This is a genomic window from Collinsella sp. AM36-4AA (genome assembly GCF_003467795.1).
GTDB lineage: Bacteria > Actinomycetota > Coriobacteriia > Coriobacteriales > Coriobacteriaceae > Collinsella.
On sequence record NZ_QSHS01000005.1, the window covers coordinates 32,684 to 50,621 of the forward strand.

Below are 17,938 nucleotides of genomic sequence, written 5' to 3' on the forward strand. Positions count from 1 at the left end.
GCAATATGATACCGCAGGCATATGTTGAGCGCGTAGCGATTGGTTTGCGGCGGTTGAGGCTTGCGCCGCCGGCGTGGCGTTTGCGCTGCTTGCATGCGGCGTTGGCGGTGCTGCGGAGCTGTCGTTTGAGCGAGGGGACGGGGGTGCCCGTGGACAACATACAAGAGGAGTTTGGCGGCGAGCCCGTCGCGGCATTCTCGATGTCGCATCCGGCTGTGCCGGCCCTCTACATGGTGCTGACGCTGGGGCTCACCATGTTCTCGATGCAACCGGTGCTGATCGCGCTGTCGCTTGCGGGCGGGCTGGCATACGGGCTTGCGACGCGCAGTGCTGCGCGCACGTTGGGGGCGCTTCGCTGGCAGCTGCCGGTGATTTTGATTATCGCGCTGGTCAATCCGCTGTTTAGCGCCTCGGGCTCGACGGAGCTGTTCCGTATTGGTATGCGCGCGGTGTATCTGGAGAGCATGGTATACGGCCTGTGCATGGGCGGGCTGTTTGTGGCGAGCGTGCTGTGGTTTGAGGCCGCGGCGTCGATGCTCGAATACGACAAGGTGCTCGCGCTGCTGGGTAATGCCGCACCGGTGATTGCGCTCATGATCTCGATGTGCATGAGGCTTATCCCGCAGTTTTTGCGCCGCGGTCGTACGGTGCTGGCGGTGCAGGATGCGATTGATGTGCCGGGCCGCGCGCCGGCCGACCCCGTATGCTCGCGCCTGCGGGCGTCGAGCGTGTTGATGGGCTGGGGCATGGAAGATTCGCTGGAGCGCGCGGACGCGATGCGCTCGCGCGGGTGGGGTGCCGCGACGCGTCGTACGACGTATGCGCGGTATCGACTGGGGCGCAGCGACGTTGCCGCGCTGGCTGGGCTTGCGGTGTTTGGTGCCGCCGCGGTGGCGGTGGCATGGACCGCGACAACGCAGTATTCGTTTTATCCGCAGCTCTCGGTGCCGGCGCCGTGGCGGGGCTATGTCGTGTACGCTGCCTGGATGATGCTGCCTTGCGCGTCGCACGCGATTGATGAGAAGAGGTTTGGCTGATGGCTCGGTTGGATAGGGGCCCGGTGTCGGGCGCGGCGTGCGGCCCGGATATTCCGGCGATTGAGGTGCAGGGCCTTAGTTTTGCCTATCCCGGGGCCGAGGCACCGGTGCTCGAGGGGCTTGATTGGCGTGTTCCCCAAGGTGCATTTGCGCTGCTTGTTGGCGGTACCGGTTCGGGCAAGTCGACGCTGCTGTCGCTGCTCAAGCCCGAGATCGCGCCGGCGGGCGAGCGCACTGGTGATGCGCGCGTGCTGGGCGAGAACGTTGCCGATATGGACGTGCGGGCATCGGCGGAGCGCGTGGGCTATGTGTTCCAGGATCCCGAGAACCAGATCGTGTGCGAAACCGTGTGGCACGAGATGGCGTTTGGCCTGGAAAACTTGGGGCTAGCACGTGATGAGATGCGTCGTCGCGTAGCTGAGACCAGCTATTTCTTTGGTCTGGAGGACTGGCTTCATCGCGATACCGATACGCTTTCGGGCGGCCGCAAGCAGCTGCTGTCGCTTGCCGCCGTCCTGGCGCTGCGTCCGCGTGTGCTGCTACTCGACGAGCCCACGTCTCAGCTCGATCCCGTTGCCGAGAAGAATTTTCTGCACGCGCTGTTTCGCGTGAACCGTGAGTTGGGCTGCACGGTTGTTGTGGCTACGCATCAACCGCGCCCAATGCTCGAGTATGCGACGTGTGCGTACCGGATTGAGGGCGGCCGCGTGCGCGAGGTGGCGGATATGGTTTCTTTGGGACGCCGAGAATCGCTGTTTTCCGACGACATGTTGGGGTGGGGTGCCGTCCGATGTGCAAAAAACGGAGTATTCAGCAGGCGTGAGGACAATTTGGGCTCTCTGGAGCCGCCCGGGGACGTATCGAGCGCGAAAAAAAGTTCGGAATTGGACAAATCGTCCGAATTTGTGGCGCAAACGTCGCTCAAGAACGGCTCGGAAGCCTTCCCGCGCACGGATGGGAGCAGAATACTCCAAAAAATGCACGGCGGGTCGGCTACCACCCTGGCAGGGAGCTGGTTTCGCTACGATCGCGCGGGCGGTTGGGTGCTGCGCGGGCTCGACGTGGCGTTTTCGGCCGGTGCGGTGCATGCGATTGTGGGCGGAAACGGCTGCGGCAAGTCGACGATGCTCTCGGTACTGGCCAAAACGGTCAAGTTGCAGCGTGGTCGCATGGTGCGTGGGGCGGCATCGGCGGCGCTGCTGCCCCAGAATCCCAAGGCGTTGTTGGTTGCCGAGACGGTGCGCGACGAGCTGATGGAATGGGCTTCGGCCTGCGGGTACGACGAGGCTATGGCGCGGGAGCGCGCGGCGAGTCTGGGGCTCGCGGACTTGGGGGAGCGCCACCCCTATGACCTTTCGGGCGGACAGCGTCAGCTGCTTGCGTTGGCAAGGCTGCTGTTGATCGGCCCCGAACTGCTATTGCTCGATGAGCCCACCAAGGGTTTGGACCTGGCCAGCCGCCGCATCATCGCCCGCGCCCTGCGCGACCATGCGCAGGCTGGCGGCACCGTCGTCATGGCGACGCACGACCTGGACTTTGCCGAGCAGGTTGCCGATGACATTGCCATGATGTTTGACGGTGAGATTGCCTGCATGGAGCCGCCGGCCGACTTCTTTGCCGACAACGTGTTTTATAGGGCGTGATGGGATGACGGATTATCGCGTCGCGCGCCTGCTCGCAAAACTGGAGATCCCGCTGCTGCTGGCGGTGCCAGCCGTGATGGCTGCGGCGTTGCTGGCGGGCGTTGAGCAGGCGGCACTCGCCATGCTTGTCGTGGTGGCGCTGGTGCTTGCGCTGTTCTTTGCAGGCTACGAGGCGTCGCGACCGGGCCTGCGCCAGATTATGCCAACGCTGGTTCTGGCGGCGTTGGCCGCGGCGGGGCGCATCTTGTTTGGCCCCATTCCCGACTTTAAACCGGTGAGTGCCATCGCCATTATCGCGGGGGCGACGCTTGGTCGCCGCAATGGTTTTATGGTTGGCGCGTTGGCGGCGCTGACCAGCAATTTCTTTTTTGGACAGGGCATGTGGACGCCGTGGCAGATGTATGCCTGGGGCCTGGTTGGCTATGTTGGCGGCGCGCTGGCGCATGCGGGTGCGTTCGACCGCGCCGACGGCACCGTGCGCATGCCAGCACTGCTGGCGTACGGCTTTGCGTCGGGCCTGCTCTATGGCGTCGTGATCAACGCGTATGACATCATTGGTTTTGTACAGCCGCTTACTTGGGCGGGTGCCATGGCGCGTCTTGCCACGGCGGTGCCGTTCGATATCACGCACGGCCTTGCGACCTGCGTGTTTTTGGTCGCCCTGTACAAGCCTTGGTGTCGCCGCATCAACCGAGTCGTCGTGAAGTACGGACTGTAGGGCTGGTTGCGCCGGGGCGGGAATCAATACTGCCGAAGTGCCATTTTAAAACTATGCCGGTTTACGGGGCCAGATTGGCACAAGCAGACCATGCCGGCTATTTTTGAAATAGAGCAAGCCGTTTACCTGCGGTTTTATTATTTCGGAATTGCGTATGGTTGGGGGTTCGCGATTCAGCCCCGTAAACCGGCATAGTTTTGAAATAGCCGGCTGATACGACGGGCATCGTGGCCCTCGGAGAGCCAAATTGATCCGTTTTCTTTCGCCTCCAGACGTTCCCAGGGAATCAGCTGAACCCGCCCGCCACGAAATCGGTCTATCTACTACGTTTGGCCCGACACCCCCAACCTCAACCGTGTTTTATGAAAAACCGTAGGCTTTCTACCTGCGGTTTTCTTTCTGCGTTGTTCACTGTGGTTGAGGGTAGTGGCTTAAACGTAGTAGATGGGCCAGTTTCGTGGCAAGCGAGCTGCGTGGATGATCTCGCGAAGTGAAAATGATTCCTTTTCCTCCGTCCCCAGGAGATCAGTTGGGGCTAGAGCTCTAGGGTGAGGGTGACGGGGCAGTGGTCGCTGCCAAAGATGTCGCCGCGGATGCCGGCGTCGCGCACATTGCCGGCGATTGCGTTGCTTACCAGGAAGTAGTCGATGCGCCAGCCTGCGTTGTTCTTGCGGGCATTAAAGCGGTAGCTCCACCAGCTGTAGACGCCCTCGACGTCCGGATTGGCCGCGCGCCAGGTGTCGGTAAAACCGGCGTCGAGCAGCTCGGTAAACTTGCCGCGCTCCTCGTCCGAAAAGCCGGCGTTGCCGCGGTTGGGTTTGGGGTTCTTAAGGTCGATCTCCTCGTGCGCCACGTTAAAGTCGCCGCAGGTTACGACGGGCTTACCGGTCTCGCGTTCAAGCGCGCTCAAAAAGTCGCGATAGGCATCGTCCCAAGCCATGCGTACATCGATGCGCGCGAGCTCATTTTGGGCGTTAGGCGTGTAGACATCCACAAGCCAAAACTTGTCGAACTCGAGCGCGCAGACGCGGCCCTCGGTTGCGGCTTGGGCGACGAGCTCGGCCGCCTCGTTCTCGCCGGCGTAGGGTAGCAGTGCGTCGGCGTGCAGCACGCGCAGCGGTTTCTGGCGGCTAAAGACCGCAGTGCCCGAATAGCCTTTACGCTCGGCGTAGCTCCAGGTTTGGTGATAGCCGGGCAGGTCAATATCGACCTGGCCTTCTTGCAGCTTGGTCTCTTGCAGCGCCAGGATATCGACGTCGAGTTCTTGCGCGATCTGGATAAAGCTCGGGTCCTTTTTGAGCACGGCGCGCAGGCCGTTGACGTTCCACGAGGCGAAAGTGTAAGTCTGAGGCATGGTGTCCTTTCGACGGGGTTGGCAGGCTTAAGATTAGCGCAACAGGGGCGGGGCGGGCCCCGCGGACGACGGCGCAATCGCGGCCGCCCCGACCAACATGGACGGAGGACAAACATGACGCAAGCGATAACAGATCCCAAGCAGGCCTCCGCCGCGCTGGCGGAGCTGTTCAATACCCACGAGCACGTGGTGTTCTTTGGCGGCGCTGGTGTTTCCACGGCAAGCGGCATTCCCGATTTTCGCAGCGTGGACGGCCTGTATCACCAGCAGTTTGCCTATCCGCCCGAGAGCATGCTGTCGCACAGCTTTTACGAGACACATCCGGCGGAGTTCTTCGACTTTTACCGAACCAAGATGATTGCGCTTAACGCTAAGCCCAACCGCTGCCACACCAAGCTGGCCGAGCTGGAGCGCGTCGGCAAGCTTGATGCCGTGGTGACGCAAAACATCGACGGCTTGCATCAGATGGCGGGCTCGCAGCGCGTGTTTGAGTTGCACGGATCGGTCCATCGCAACATTTGTCAGTCGTGCGGAGCGGTCTATAGCGCCGAGTGGATTTGCTCGCGCGAGCACGAGGACGCCGCGGGCGTGCCCGTGTGCCCCGCGTGCGGTGGTCGCATCAAGCCCGATGTGGTGCTCTACGAAGAGCCGCTCGACGAGCATGTGTTGACCGGTGCCGTTGCCGCCATCGCCGCGGCCGATGCCCTCATTGTAGGCGGGACCTCGCTCGTGGTGTATCCGGCGGCGGGTCTTACACGCTACTTTACCGGCGATACACTGGCCATATGCAACCTTGCCCCCACCGATCAGGATGCAAATGCCGACCTGCTGATTTCTTGCGACATCGCGGCCGCGTTTGCGTTCTAGCCCGCGTGCGCGGATACAATAGAAAGACTGAGTGCAAAGCGACCCCGCCGCCAGCTCCCCAAGCTCGGCGGCGTGGGCATTTTAGGAGGATGTTCATGGCGAACGACAGCAAGACATGGCGGTGCGGAAAGTATGAGCTCAGCTTTGACCGCCCGCGCATCATGGGCGTCCTCAACGTGACGCCCGATTCGTTTAGCGATGGCGGGGAGCACTTCGACCCGGATGCCGCGATCGAGTATGGCCTGGCGATGCTCGACGCCGGCGCCGACATCATCGACGTGGGCGGTGAGTCCACGCGCCCCGGCTTTACCCCGGTCAATCCCGATGAGGAAGCGCGCCGCGTGCTGCCCGTGGTGCGCGCGCTGGCCAAAGAGGGCGCCATCGTCTCGATTGACACGCGTCATGTGGCGGTTGCCAAGGCGGCCGTGCGCTGCGGCGCCTCGATCGTCAACGACGTGACCGGCTTCACCGACCCCAAGATGGTCGAGTTTGTTAAGACGAGCACCTGTGGCGTCATCGTGATGCATGCCGGCGAGGTCGCCGCGCCCGCGCGCACGCACGCAACGGTGCAGCTCGATACCTCGGCAGCGGCGTTTGTTGCCGAGAAGGCACGCGAAGCGGCTGCCGAGGCCGCGCGCGAGGCCGAGAAGCCGGCCCGTCGCCGTCGCGGCAAGTTGCTGGGCGAGCCTAAGCCGGAGGCCAAGCTTCCGGGCGGCGTGGTGCAGCCCTCGTTGCCGTTTGGCGAACCTGAGCCCGCGACCGAGCCTGCAAACGAGCAGGAGACGCCGGCCGCCGAGCAGGCTGCTGCTGCCGAGACCGTCGCGCCCGCGCCCGAGGCCACCGAGGCCGCATCGGAGCCCAATGACCGCCTGGCCGCCATGATGCGCCGCAGCGCCCGCCGCGAGGAAGCCTACGTGCCCACCTCGCAGCTCCGCCGCTTCACCCTGCCCGATTCGGCGCCCATCATGCGCCGCGTCATGGGCTTTCTGTCCGACCAGGCCCGCGCGCTCATCCACGCCGGCGTGTCGCGCGACCGCATCTGCATCGATCCCGGTCCGGGCTTTGGCAAGACGGCCAACGAGGACATCGTCATCCAGCGCGAGACTGCCAAGATGGCGTCACTGGGCTATCCGCTCATGTGCGCCGTATCGCGCAAGCGCTTTGTGGGCGCCGTCTCGGGCGTGACCGAGGCCGCCGAGCGCGATGCCGCTACGTTTGGCGTGTGCCTGGGCGCCATCCAGGCCGGTGCCAACATCGTGCGCGTGCACGACGCCGCGGGCTTTGCGCAGTTCCTGAACGGCTACTGGGCGGTTGCCAAGCCGCAGCCGCGCCGCGCGTTTGTGGCCGTGGGCTCCAACCTGGGGCATCGCTGTGACAACATCCGCGCCGCACGCGACATGATCGCCGAGATTCCACTCACCTGCGTGTCCAACTCCTCCAAGATCTACGAGAGCGAGCCGGCCTACGAGACGCGCCAGGACGCGTTTGCCAACGCCGTCATCGAGATTAAGACCGAGCTGGCGCCGTTGGTGCTGCTCGACGAGCTCATGAAGATCGAGGCCGAGCTGGGCCGCGACCGCTCCAAAAAGGCCAAGGCCAACGGTCCGCGCACCATCGACCTGGACCTGCTGTGGATGGACGGCGAGACCCACGGCGGCAAAAAGCTGCGCCTGCCGCATCCGCTCATTGGCGAGCGCGACTTTGTGCTGGTGCCGCTCGAGGACCTGATGCACGACCCGGCGCGGTTCTTCCGCTATAACGGTGTCGAGGTCAAGGGACCCGAGGATCGCGTGGGCCATATCGTGGGCGAATTGGGGCGTATGTAGATGATCGAGATGAATGCTGTTGTCGCCGGTACCGAGCTCGACGCGGCGCGTGACGCGGGCCGCGAGGGCGTGTCCGCGGGCTGGTGCGCATGGAACGCGGGCGATGCTTCGCTGACGTTTTCGCTGGTCGTGCGTCCGGATGTGAATATGCACGCCTTCCACGGCCTGCCGTTTGTGGCCGCGATGGGCATGATGGACGCGCTCGTGGGCACGGCTTCGACGCCGGGGTTGGGCCTTGCCGGTAAGGTGGGTATCCAGTGGCCGAGCGATATCGTGTGCGGTGCGCCTGCGTTTGAGACGTCGTTCGCGCGCGTCGCCGTCAACGGCGGTGCCGGTGCCGCGGGCATGTTTGCCGCAGTGACGGTTGATATTGAGCGTGCGGCGCTGGGTGAGCTTGGCGTGGATATGGCCGACGAGGTGCTGGTCGAGGCATTGGCCACCGCCGTGCTGACCCGCGTGGACACCTGGGCGGTTGCCGCCAACACACCACAGGGCGCTGCCGGCCCGCTGGCTCCGGTGCTGGGTGAGTACTTCGATATGGTGCCGCTGCTGGGTCGTCAGGTTGCGGCGGTGTCGCCCAACGGTTTGCCGCTTGCGGTCGGTGTGTTTGCGGGCCTGGACATCTGGGGCCGCGCGACCATCAAGACCGATGCCGGCGAGCAGGAGTTTCCGCCCGAGGCCGTACGGATTCGCGGGCTGTAACGCGGGGCGTTCGCGCCCAAAGATAGACATGACAACAAGACCCTCCTCGGCCTGTGCCGGGGAGGGTTTCGCCTATCTGGGGAATGGGTTGCCAGCGCCCTATTCCTCAAAACTGAAAAATTTTCGTTTTTGAGGAATAGGATTAAGGCGGCTCGGTCTTTCGCGAGGTATATTCGCTATAGAGCCTATTCCTCAAAACTGAAAATTTTTCAGTTTTGAGGAATAGCGATAAAAGACCGCGAGGAGGCCCCGATGAAACTCATCAATAGAACGTCATATATGGACACGTTGACGAGTCTTATTGGCGTGCCGGACATCAAGGTCATCACGGGCATCCGTCGTAGCGGTAAATCAAAATTGCTCGAGGCCCTCCGCGATTACGTGGAGGCACATCTGTCCAATTCGAATGTCATCCATATCAACTACAACCTCGATGAGTTCGAGAACCTGCTCGAGTATCACGCGCTGCTCGCCTATGTAAAAGAGCATCGAGTGTCCGGCAAACAAAACTTTCTGCTTATCGATGAAGTTCAGATGTGCGACGGTTTTGAGCGTGCGATCAATAGCCTTCACGCATCCGAGCAGTACGACATATTCATTACCGGATCGAATGCCTTTTTGCTGTCGAGCGATCTGTCGACGCTCTTTACGGGGCGTACGTTCGAGATCGAGGTTTTCCCATTCTCGTTTGAGGAGTATCGTCTCTATGGCGACGAGGGCGAGGTCGACCGCGACTTCGATGAGTACGCGAGAACCGGCGGTATGTCCGGCTCTTACCCTTATCCACTGCAGGAGCAGCGCTATCAATATCTCTCCAACGTCTTCAAGACGCTCATTGTGAGAGATATCGTGCAGCGGCATAACGTGAGAAACGAATCGGCGCTGCTGCGCATTGCCGATTACATGATGGACAACGTTTCCAACATTACGTCGGCACGCAACATTACTGATGCATTAAATGCGGATGGGTTAAAGATTACGAACAAGACGGTCGGCACGTACATGGGGTACCTGTGCGATGCGTTTGCCTTCTATAAAGTTCGTCGGTACGACATTCGCGGCAAAAAATACCTTAAGAGCGGCGAGAAGTACTATCTGGCGGACCATGCGTTTAAATATGCGCTTCTTGGTACACGTGATATGGATTGGGGACGCGTATACGAGAACATGGTGGCAATCGAGCTGCTGCGTCGCGGATACGAGGTATACGTCGGCGTGCTCTATAAAAAGGAAATAGACTTTGTAGCAATCAAGCGGAGCGAGAAACTCTACATTCAGGTGAGCGACTACATCAGCTCGGATAAGACATTTGAACGCGAGATTTCGCCACTGCTGAGCATTGGCGATGCGTATCCCAAGATGATTCTCGCCCGCACGCATCACGAGGCCACGGATCGCGACGGAGTGCAGATCGTGGACCTGGCGAGGTGGTTGTGCGGCGAGGCGTAGCAGAAAGCCTATTCCTCAAAACTGAAAAAATTTCGTTTTTGAGGAATAGGACCGATGCATTGCTTAGTCCGCCGCTCGCGCCCGTGCTCGACTTAAGCCCCTGCCTTACCCCAGCTCCTGCATGCGGCGGTAGATTTCGCAGATGCCCTTGATGGTGAGCTGTCCGTCGACCACGTCGAAGGCATCGGTCGAATCGGCGACGATGCCGGCGAGACCGCCCGTGGCGATAACGGTGGCATCCTCGCGGCCCAGCTCGCGCTTCATGCGCTCGACCAGGCCCTCGGCCATGGCAGCAGCGCCCACCACGGCGCCGACCTTGATGCACTCCTCGGTATCGCGGCCGATGGCATGCTCGGGCGCCTCGAGCGGCACACTGGCGAGCTTGGCGGCACGGGCGGCAAGCGCGTCCATGGAGATGCGGATGCCCGGCGCGATCGCTCCGCCAATGTAATAACCGTCCTCATCGATGACGTCGATATTGGTCGCGGTGCCAAAGTCCACCACGATTGCCGGCGCGCCGTAGAAAGTTTCGGCCGCAACGGCGTTAGCGACGCGATCGGCGCCTACGGCTTGGGGACGCGCCGCGCGCAGCTTGGTCACGGCGGCCGTCTGCGGCCCGATGACGATGGCGTCTGCGGCAATGCGGTCGGCCACGGCGTGCCACTCGCGCGAGAGCTGCGGCACCACGCCCGCAAAGGCGATCGCGTCAACCGCATCGAGCGAGAGGCCGTACATCTTAAAGAAACCCATCAGGCGCACGTGGATCTCGTCGGCGGTATAGGAGCGGTCGGTGGGCATGCGCCACGACTGCACCAGCTCGTCTCCGTCGAACAGGCCCATGGCCGTCTGCGTGTTTCCCATATCGATAGCGAGCAGCATGTCTACTCCCAGTGTTGGCATAAAAGGACGCGCACCATTGTATACGCGCCGTCGACGGCGCTCGGCCGCGATTCGTTTACGGTGATAGGGGCTGAGGGGTTTAAATATGAAGGAATTATGCTCTACGAGATTTTCCTTGCCGTTTACCGAACTCCCGCGTAATATTCTTTCTTGCGCACATGAGGCGCCCAGACATTGCGGGGTGGAGCAGTCTGGTAGCTCGCCGGGCTCATAACCCGGAGGTCGTAGGTTCAAATCCTGCCCCCGCGACCAAGAACTTGCAGCTCGTCGGCCTAGCCGGCGAGCTTTTTTGTTATTCCGGGACCGTGTTTTCGGTCCAATTCCCAACCTCTCAATCAAAGATCTCGATCTGTAACATCTAGACCCGATTTGGGCGGCTAGATGTTACAGATCGAGATATACCGGTGGATTGGGTCCCGTTTGTCTAAATCTATAACACGAGGGACGGATTTCGCCGAGTTGTTGTTATAGATTGAGATTTTCTAGCAGGCGGGTCCCGTTTGTCTCGATCTGTAACAGTAAGACCCGATTTTGCCGCGTAACTGTTACAGATTGAGATAAACCGACGGGCCGCCCCGCCCATCCCCATCCACCCGCCGCCACCTGATATTCGCCGATTTCCGTTGCACCACTGTGCTCCCATGTCATATCCTCTAGACAACTACGCGGCAACATCGCCGCCGCGCCTACAAGAGAGGAATGTCCATGACCGCACCCGCATCCAAGCTGCTCCAGCCCATTACGGTTGGCCCCCTTGAGCTCAAAAACCGCATTATGTTCCCGCCGCTGACCACCGGCTACGAGGAGCGCGACGGTTCCATCGGCGAGCGCAGCCTGGCTTTTTACGAGCGCCTGGCCCGTGGCGGCGTGAGCTACATCGTCATCGGCGACGTTGCTCCCGTTATGACCGCAAGCCCCACGCCCAAGTTGGCGACCGACGCCCAGATCCCCACGTTTAAGGCGCTGGCTGACGCCGTCCATAAGCACGGCGCCAAGGTCGCGCTGCAGCTGTTCCACCCCGAGTACGACGTGCCCGGCGTCGGCCGCATGGTCATGGGCTCCATGGCCGCCGCCAAGGCCGCGCAGGAGGCCAAGGCCGCCGGCGACGAGGAGACCTTCGCCGCCAAGATGGCCGAGTCCAACGAGATTCGCAAGCAGGCCTACGCCAAGCTGCACCACGACATGCAGCACTTTGTGAACGAGGCCACCGTGGAGCAACTCACCCAGATCAAGGAGGCCATCGCCGCCTCGGCCGCCCGCGCACAGCAGGCTGGCATCGACGCCATCGAGGTCCACGGCGACCGTCTGGTGGGTTCGCTGTGCTCGGCCATCCTCAACCAGCGCACCGACGAGTACGGTGGCTCGTTCGAGAACCGAGTTCGCTACGCGCTGGAGGTCGTCGCTGCCATTAAGGAGGCCGCGCCGGAGCTGATGGTGGAGTACAAGCTCCCCGTGATCATGGAGAACCCCGACGGCACGCCGCGCGGCAAGGGCGGCCTGCAGCCCGATGAGGCCTGCGAGTTTGCCAAGCTGCTCGAGGGCGCGGGCATCGACATGATCCAGGTCGCGCAGGCCAACCACACCGGCAACATGGGAGACACCATTCCGCCCATGGGCGCCATGCCCTACAACTGGACGCTGCCCGTGGCCGAGCGCGTCAAGGCCCTGGTCTCTGTGCCGGTGGCAACCGTCGGCCGCGTTGTCTCGGTTGAGGCCGGCGAGAAGATCCTGGAGGACGGTTCGGCCGACATCGTCGCGTACGGCCGCTCGCTCATGTGCGACCCCGACATTGCGCTCAAGGCCGCCACGGGTGAGCCCATCCGCGAGTGCCTCAACTGCAACAAGGGTTGCGTCGATGCGATTCAAAACCGCCAGTACATCTCGTGCGTGCTCAATGCCGAGAACGGCGACGAGGCGACCATCGCTATTAAGCCGGGCGAGGGCGACAAGAAGATTGCCGTGGTGGGCGGCGGTATTGCCGGCCTGGAGGCCGCGCGCGTGGCGGCCAAGCGCGGCTACGACGTGACCGTCTACGAGGCGAGCGATCATCTGGGCGGTCAGATTGTGCTGGCGGCCGCGCCCCCGCGCAAGGACGAGATCATGCGCTCGGTCGAGTACTACGAGAAGATTCTGCCCGGCCTGGGCGTGAAGGTTGAGCTCAACCATGCCGCTAGCCCCGCGGACCTCAACGCCGCCGACGCTGCGATTGTGGCCGTGGGCGCGCACGACGTGGTCATCCCCGTTCCGGGTGCCGATTCGGACAAGGTCGTCTCGAGTTGGGACGTGCTGGCCGGCAAGGTGGAGCTTACGGGCCGCGTCGCCGTCATTGGCGGTGGCCTGGTGGGCACCGAGACTGCCGAGTACCTGCTGCAGCACGGCTGCGAGGTGGCGATCGTGGAGATGCTCGACAAGATTGCCGCGGGCGAGTCCGAGACCATTCTGCCACTGATCATGAGCGATTTTGCCGAGCACAACGTGGAGCAGCACGTGAAGACCCGCCTGACCGCCATTACCGACGAGGGCGTGGAGGCCATTCGCACCACCGAGGACGGCGCCGAGGAGCCGGTGAAGATCGCCTGCGATTACGTGGTGATGGCCGTGGGCTCCAAGGCCAACGCGTTTGACCTGGACGGCGTGACGGTGCCCGTGACCTGCGTGGGCGACTGCTCGGGCGAGCGTACCGCCGATATTGCGAGCGCCATTCGCACGGCGTATCACGCGGCCAACGAGCTCTAAGCAAGAAAGCTATCGCGTATTGAGTGGGCGGGGAGTGCCGTATCGGTGCTCCCCGCCTTTTTGCCAATAGAGTGTCCCTGATCAGCGGGTTCAGAAAATCCGAATCTTGAGCACCCGAAAATCCGAATCCTTAGAACATGAAAATCCGAACTATATGAACACGAAAATCCGAATCGCAACTACCCGAAAATCCGAATTTGCTACAGTGGAATAGAAGAATCAGAAAGCAGGACCTGGAAATCTGCGGGGGTGGCTCATGGCAGGTGAGAGGCTACATCGGGACGGATACATCCCACGTATCGTGGATGCGCAAATCGAGCGCTACCTTCACGTCTTTGGCGCGGTCGAGATTGCAGGCACCAAGTGGTGTGGCAAGACGTGGGCCGCGCTTGAGCATGGGGCGTCCGTCTCGTATGTCGACGAGAATCTCGACCTCGCGCGTGCCGACCCGGCGATGATGTTGCTGGGAGACCGTCCGCATATTATCGATGAGTGGCAGCGCGTTCCCCAAATTTGGGACTACGTTAGACACGAGGTTGACCGCACCCGGGGTACGCGCGGCGCCTATATCCTCACGGGTTCCGCCACGCCTGCGTTTGGCTCAAAGGGGGAGGCGCCCGCGCATAGTGGAGCCGGCCGCATCGGTCACGTCCGCATGCACCCCATGACACTTGCCGAGACAGGTGAGTCCAACGGCAAGGTGAGCCTGGCGGGCTTGTTTGAGCATCGTTTTGAGCCCTGCCGGTGCAATGGCGATACACCGGGGCTTGTCGAAGCCGCTTGCCGCGGCGGCTGGCCCGAGGCGATCGATATGGTTTCGGCTGACGCTCAGCTCATCGCCCGCGAATATCTCAACACCACGTTTTCGAGCAGCTTTCCGGCGGTCGGTCTCGACCCCGATATTGCTCGTCGAGTCTCCGCATCGATAGCGCGCAATCTGGGACAGGCAGCCACGTATAAAACGATTCTTATGGATATGTTCGGTGCCGAGGAGGAACCCGCAGCGTTTGCCGATGAGACCAAGGTGCGCAGGTACTTGGATGCTCTCAAAGGCATGTTCATTCTCGAGGAGGTCCCCGGTTGGGTTCCCGCCGCGCGCGACAAACGGCGCTTTACCGTCAAGCCCAAGCGCTATCTGGCAGATCCGAGCCTTGCTTGTGCCTTGCTAGGTATGTCCTTGCAGGCGCTGCTTGCCGACTGGCAGACATTTAGTCTGGTGTTTGAGAATTTGGTCATACGCGACCTTTCGGTCTACGCACGTTCGCTCGACCTGCTGGATAGCACTCCCGTGCGCTATTATCGCGACGATTCGGGCCTTGAGTGCGATGCTATCGTGCAGCTAGCCGACGGACGGTGGGCCGCCTTTGAGATTAAGGTAAGTGAAGATAAGGCGAGTGCCGGCGTTGAGAGCCTCAAGCGCGTTCGCAAGAAGGTCTGTGGAAATCCTCGTTCACGCACACGCGAACCGGAGTTTATGGCCGTGATTGTGGGGGTGGGTGAGTACGCCCGCGAGGTCGAGGACGGTATCTACGTGATACCCGTGCGCGCGCTGGGGTGTTAAGGGGCGGCACGCCGTGTGCCCGCTGCCCGGTGCTGCGGATTGGTGCAAGTGGTCAGGTTTGTTTGCACCATGTCCTTGGCATATGGAAGAAGCTGCTATTCGTAATCTTTAAGACATCATTAAGGCTTGCGCTGTGGAGCAAACCGCAGGTCAATGCTATTCTTTTACCTTATCGTATGGTGTTGTATTCTGCCTGAATTCTCTACCTGCGAACAACGGATAAACGCGACCGAGCGGAAAGGATGGCACGCCCGCTAGCAGGGCAAACGTAAACGATGAGTGGCATGGACCGACATAGCGAGCTCCAGCAGCACAAGACGGCGGCCGAGTACCGCCAAGCTGCCGACGAGCACGTGCGGACCCTCAAGGATTTCTGGAAGGATTTCCTGGTGAGCGGTCTGTTTGTGCTGGCCGCCATCGTTGCCATCTTTGCATGCCTGGCCTGGTTTGCCGCGAATAACCGAGTGAGTGCCACGGGGAGCACGATCGCGGCGAAGGGCCCGCGGTTTGTGCTCTCGGGAACGCAGGGCGGCACGGCGGGTAAGTACGACACTCAGGACAACTACGCGTCGGACAGTACAAGCCTTGCCGTGAACAATCTTTTCAACCTCAATAACATGAGCACCGATGGCGGTCTCTCTCCGGGGTCGGCCGGCCAGCTCCAGCTCAACGTCAGGCCGCTCTGCAATGACCTGCACGATATCACGGTGGAGATGACCTGGGAAATTTCTGTTCAGACGAGCGTTGCGGGCACGGGCGGCACTGCTGCGGATGCATCGAAAAACGAAGAGATCATCAACTCGCTTAAAGATTTGGTGCGCGGTCATATCCTGGTTTTTCAGGGCAAAGATGCCTCTGGCTTTTACTCGAATCCGCTGGTCCCCACGACCACCACGGTGACCCAGGACGGGGCCAGCGTCACCGTCATTACGCAGAGCTTTACCATCCCAAAGTCGAGCTTTTACGCTGCGGACTCAAATAGCACGACCGAAACCGTCACCAAAACCCTCTACTGGATTTGGCCGGAACAGTTCAAGAGCTATGTTCGCACGGGCAACGCCGGCTACGGTGGCAACCTTTTCGCTAACACAGGCGACGAGGGGGGATACACAACCCTCGTCGGCGACATCAACAATAACCACGCGCGCTATTTCCGCGCCGATAGCACGAGCGTGCCAGGTCAGGCGCCTAGCGCGGTTCCGCCTGTCGGAGCCGGCATGTCCTCTGCGGATGTGGAAACCTGCGCCAGCTACTACAACAACGCCGACGAGATTATCGGCAAGAACGTCAAGTACATTCGCGTGCGCTTCACCGCCAAGGAGGCGGATAAATAAATGGACGAGCAGCTTAATGCCCGCGAGCAGGGCGATATCAAACACAACGAAGGAGCGGCAAACCCCGGCGGCAACGGGTTCGGCTCGCACGGCGAAGCGCGTCCGGCTGGCCGCATCGAGCGCATCAAGGCTTGGGTGAGCGACCACCGTCGCGAATCCCTGGCCATCATGGGTCTGGTGGCCGTGCTTCTCGTGTTGCTGGGATTGACGCTCGGATGGTTCGTCGATGCCAATCGCGGCTCCACCGTTGGCAAGATCAAGGAGCCGGCGGAGCTCAAAGTGCTGGGCCCCAACGCTACGGCAACAGAGCAGGTCGACCTGAGCTACAACCCCGAATACGGCGATACCAAGACCGGCAACACGGTGACGCTCAAGCGCCCGTTTTGCGTGCAGACGGGCGGTGACGGTTTTGAGCTGCAACTCGCGAATACGACCAACATTACGGGTCTCACTATTGAGCTGTACAGAGCCGAGAACACGTCTGCGCTCCAGACGCCCGACGTGAGCGGTACCGCAGACGGCAAATCTTATAGCTGGAAAGCAACCGGAGAGAACCTGCTGACGAGCTTCGAATATATCAACAAGGAGAACGACGGTCTGGCAGCCGTGCCGGGCGAGGGCGCAAGCGACCCTACATTCAAGGACTATCAAAACGTCCAGCGCAACGCGCGCCCGCTCTACCGATACAAGAAATTCGGCAAAGGCGACCTCAACGCTAAGACACTCGACAACTCGACTGGCAATGACACGCTTAACTTTATCATCAAGCTTTCGTGGGACGAGAGCGCCAAAGAGACCGACGTGATTTACCTGATCGCGCGCAACACGAGCGGCAAGTAGGAGAGGGGGCGCACATGGAGAAGCAAGAGAAACAGCAGGATGCCGAGCGCGAGCAGCTGGCAAAAAGCAAGAGCCTAGTCAAGAACAAGCTGGTTGTGGCGGCAATCGCACTTATTTGCGCCGTGGCGCTCGTGACGGGTGGCTACTTTACCTATTCCGCCTACACCGCCAACGGATTTCTAAAGTCCGTCGCCGCAACGGGCACTGCGCAGAGCCTATTTGCAAGCGATTTGCTCACGGGCTATATGAGTGCGCCTAGCCCCGACGAGCTCGCCCGTGCCCAGCGCTCCGTTACGGTGTATCCCAACAACGGGCAGTGCAACTTTACCTTTAGCATCTACAACTACTTGCTGGGCAACAGCAACTTCTGCAACGACAAAAATGTGACATACACCTTGACGGTCGAGGGGCACGGGCTCGATGGCGCCACGTGGAGCTATGCGCCCCAGCCCGGTAGCAGCGTCACGCTTCCGGAGAATCAACCTACCAAGAACGACTACACCGTGACCTTCCCCGAGGCTAAGTTGGGACAAGCATACTTTGTGATTAAGGCCACGGTCGTATCGGAGAAGAGCCCCGGCACCGAGCTAGCCTGTCTGGCGGCGAAAGTCGTGCCGTCAAAGAGGGCCGAGGTCAAGACCGCTGCGGTTGAGGGCGCGCTGGTCGATGAGGCTGGCAAGTTTGCTGATTACGCTGCATACAACTACCGCGTGACGGTTACGGGCGCACTGGCAAACGTCACGCTCACGTGGGGGGAGAACGTGGAGATCGACCCGTTCTTTGAGACCAACCATAGCGCGACGGTGGATGCTGCAGCTCGCAAGGCTACGTTCACCATGGAGCCGGGTTCGATGGTCGTCAACTTTTACCGAGCGGACGGCAAAACGCCCGGTGGCTGGGGCGACCTGGACATTAGCGTGAGCGGAACTACTCTGACGGGCGCGACGGAGACTCGATAACTCTGGAAGCGG

At 61.2% G+C, this 17,938-nt stretch carries 14 protein-coding genes and 1 tRNA gene; 13 read left to right on the plus strand and 2 right to left on the minus strand.

Going from position 1 to position 17,938, the window contains the following annotated elements:
• Window positions 1-149 precede the first annotated feature (149 nt).
• From DW850_RS02990 to DW850_RS03000, 3 genes are read left to right on the plus strand one after another with little or no spacing between them, the layout of a single operon-like run.
• The gene (locus tag DW850_RS02990) at window positions 150-1,037 is read left to right on the plus strand and encodes an energy-coupling factor transporter transmembrane protein EcfT (protein ID WP_233540594.1); all 888 of its coding nucleotides are present in this window, start codon (window positions 150-152) and stop codon (window positions 1,035-1,037) included.
• Window positions 1,037-2,680, plus strand: a complete 1,644-nt coding sequence (locus DW850_RS02995) for an ABC transporter ATP-binding protein (protein ID WP_117786191.1) — start codon at window positions 1,037-1,039, stop codon at window positions 2,678-2,680. The genes DW850_RS02990 and DW850_RS02995 overlap by 1 nt, the downstream gene beginning before the upstream one ends.
• 4 nt (window positions 2,681-2,684) lie before the next feature.
• Entirely contained in the window at window positions 2,685-3,398 is a 714-nt protein-coding gene (locus DW850_RS03000; protein ID WP_117786192.1) for a DUF6580 family putative transport protein, read from the plus strand.
• 535 nt (window positions 3,399-3,933) lie between these two features.
• Here the strand turns inward: DW850_RS03000 and DW850_RS03005 are convergent.
• A complete protein-coding gene (locus tag DW850_RS03005) occupies window positions 3,934-4,752 on the minus strand; it encodes an exodeoxyribonuclease III (RefSeq protein WP_117786193.1) in 819 nt (272 codons plus the stop codon).
• A 114-nt stretch (window positions 4,753-4,866) separates the two neighbouring features.
• Here DW850_RS03005 and DW850_RS03010 point away from each other — a divergent pair, with 114 nt between their 5' ends.
• The 4 genes from DW850_RS03010 to DW850_RS03025 all read left to right on the plus strand — a co-directional run bounded on the left by DW850_RS03010 (window position 4,867) and on the right by DW850_RS03025 (window position 9,596).
• The gene (locus tag DW850_RS03010; protein ID WP_117786194.1) at window positions 4,867-5,619 is read left to right on the plus strand and encodes an NAD-dependent protein deacylase; all 753 of its coding nucleotides are present in this window, start codon (window positions 4,867-4,869) and stop codon (window positions 5,617-5,619) included.
• 95 nt (window positions 5,620-5,714) lie between these two features.
• Window positions 5,715-7,445: a dihydropteroate synthase gene (folP, locus tag DW850_RS03015; protein ID WP_117786195.1), complete on the plus strand. Its 1,731-nt coding sequence runs from the start codon at window positions 5,715-5,717 to the stop codon at window positions 7,443-7,445.
• On the plus strand, window positions 7,446-8,147 hold the full coding sequence (locus DW850_RS03020) for a hypothetical protein (protein WP_117786196.1): 702 nt from the start codon (window positions 7,446-7,448) through the stop codon (window positions 8,145-8,147).
• A 252-nt stretch (window positions 8,148-8,399) separates the two neighbouring features.
• Entirely contained in the window at window positions 8,400-9,596 is a 1,197-nt protein-coding gene (locus DW850_RS03025) for an ATP-binding protein (protein WP_117786197.1), read from the plus strand.
• A 105-nt stretch (window positions 9,597-9,701) separates the two neighbouring features.
• Here DW850_RS03025 and DW850_RS03030 read toward each other — a convergent pair whose 3' ends face one another.
• Entirely contained in the window at window positions 9,702-10,475 is a 774-nt protein-coding gene (locus DW850_RS03030; RefSeq protein ID WP_158565210.1) for a type III pantothenate kinase, read from the minus strand.
• Between the two features lie 196 nt (window positions 10,476-10,671).
• On the opposite strand from DW850_RS03030, the gene DW850_RS03035 reads away from it, so the two are divergent.
• The 6 genes from DW850_RS03035 (at window position 10,672) to DW850_RS03060 (ending at window position 17,926) form a co-directional block, all read left to right on the plus strand.
• A tRNA-Met gene (locus DW850_RS03035) sits at window positions 10,672-10,748 on the plus strand.
• Between the two features lie 453 nt (window positions 10,749-11,201).
• A complete protein-coding gene (bilR, locus tag DW850_RS03040) occupies window positions 11,202-13,232 on the plus strand; it encodes a bilirubin reductase, long form (RefSeq protein ID WP_233540595.1) in 2,031 nt (676 codons plus the stop codon).
• A gap of 256 nt (window positions 13,233-13,488) precedes the next feature.
• Window positions 13,489-14,793, plus strand: coding sequence for an ATP-binding protein (locus tag DW850_RS03045; RefSeq protein WP_117786200.1), 1,305 nt, complete (start codon window positions 13,489-13,491; stop codon window positions 14,791-14,793).
• A gap of 284 nt (window positions 14,794-15,077) precedes the next feature.
• Entirely contained in the window at window positions 15,078-16,127 is a 1,050-nt protein-coding gene (locus DW850_RS03050) for a hypothetical protein (protein ID WP_117759358.1), read from the plus strand.
• Complete coding sequence (locus tag DW850_RS03055) at window positions 16,128-16,967, plus strand: hypothetical protein (RefSeq protein ID WP_117786201.1); 840 nt, start codon at window positions 16,128-16,130, stop codon at window positions 16,965-16,967.
• Between the two features lie 14 nt (window positions 16,968-16,981).
• Complete coding sequence (locus DW850_RS03060; protein WP_117640496.1) at window positions 16,982-17,926, plus strand: hypothetical protein; 945 nt, start codon at window positions 16,982-16,984, stop codon at window positions 17,924-17,926.
• Window positions 17,927-17,938 lie beyond the last annotated feature (12 nt).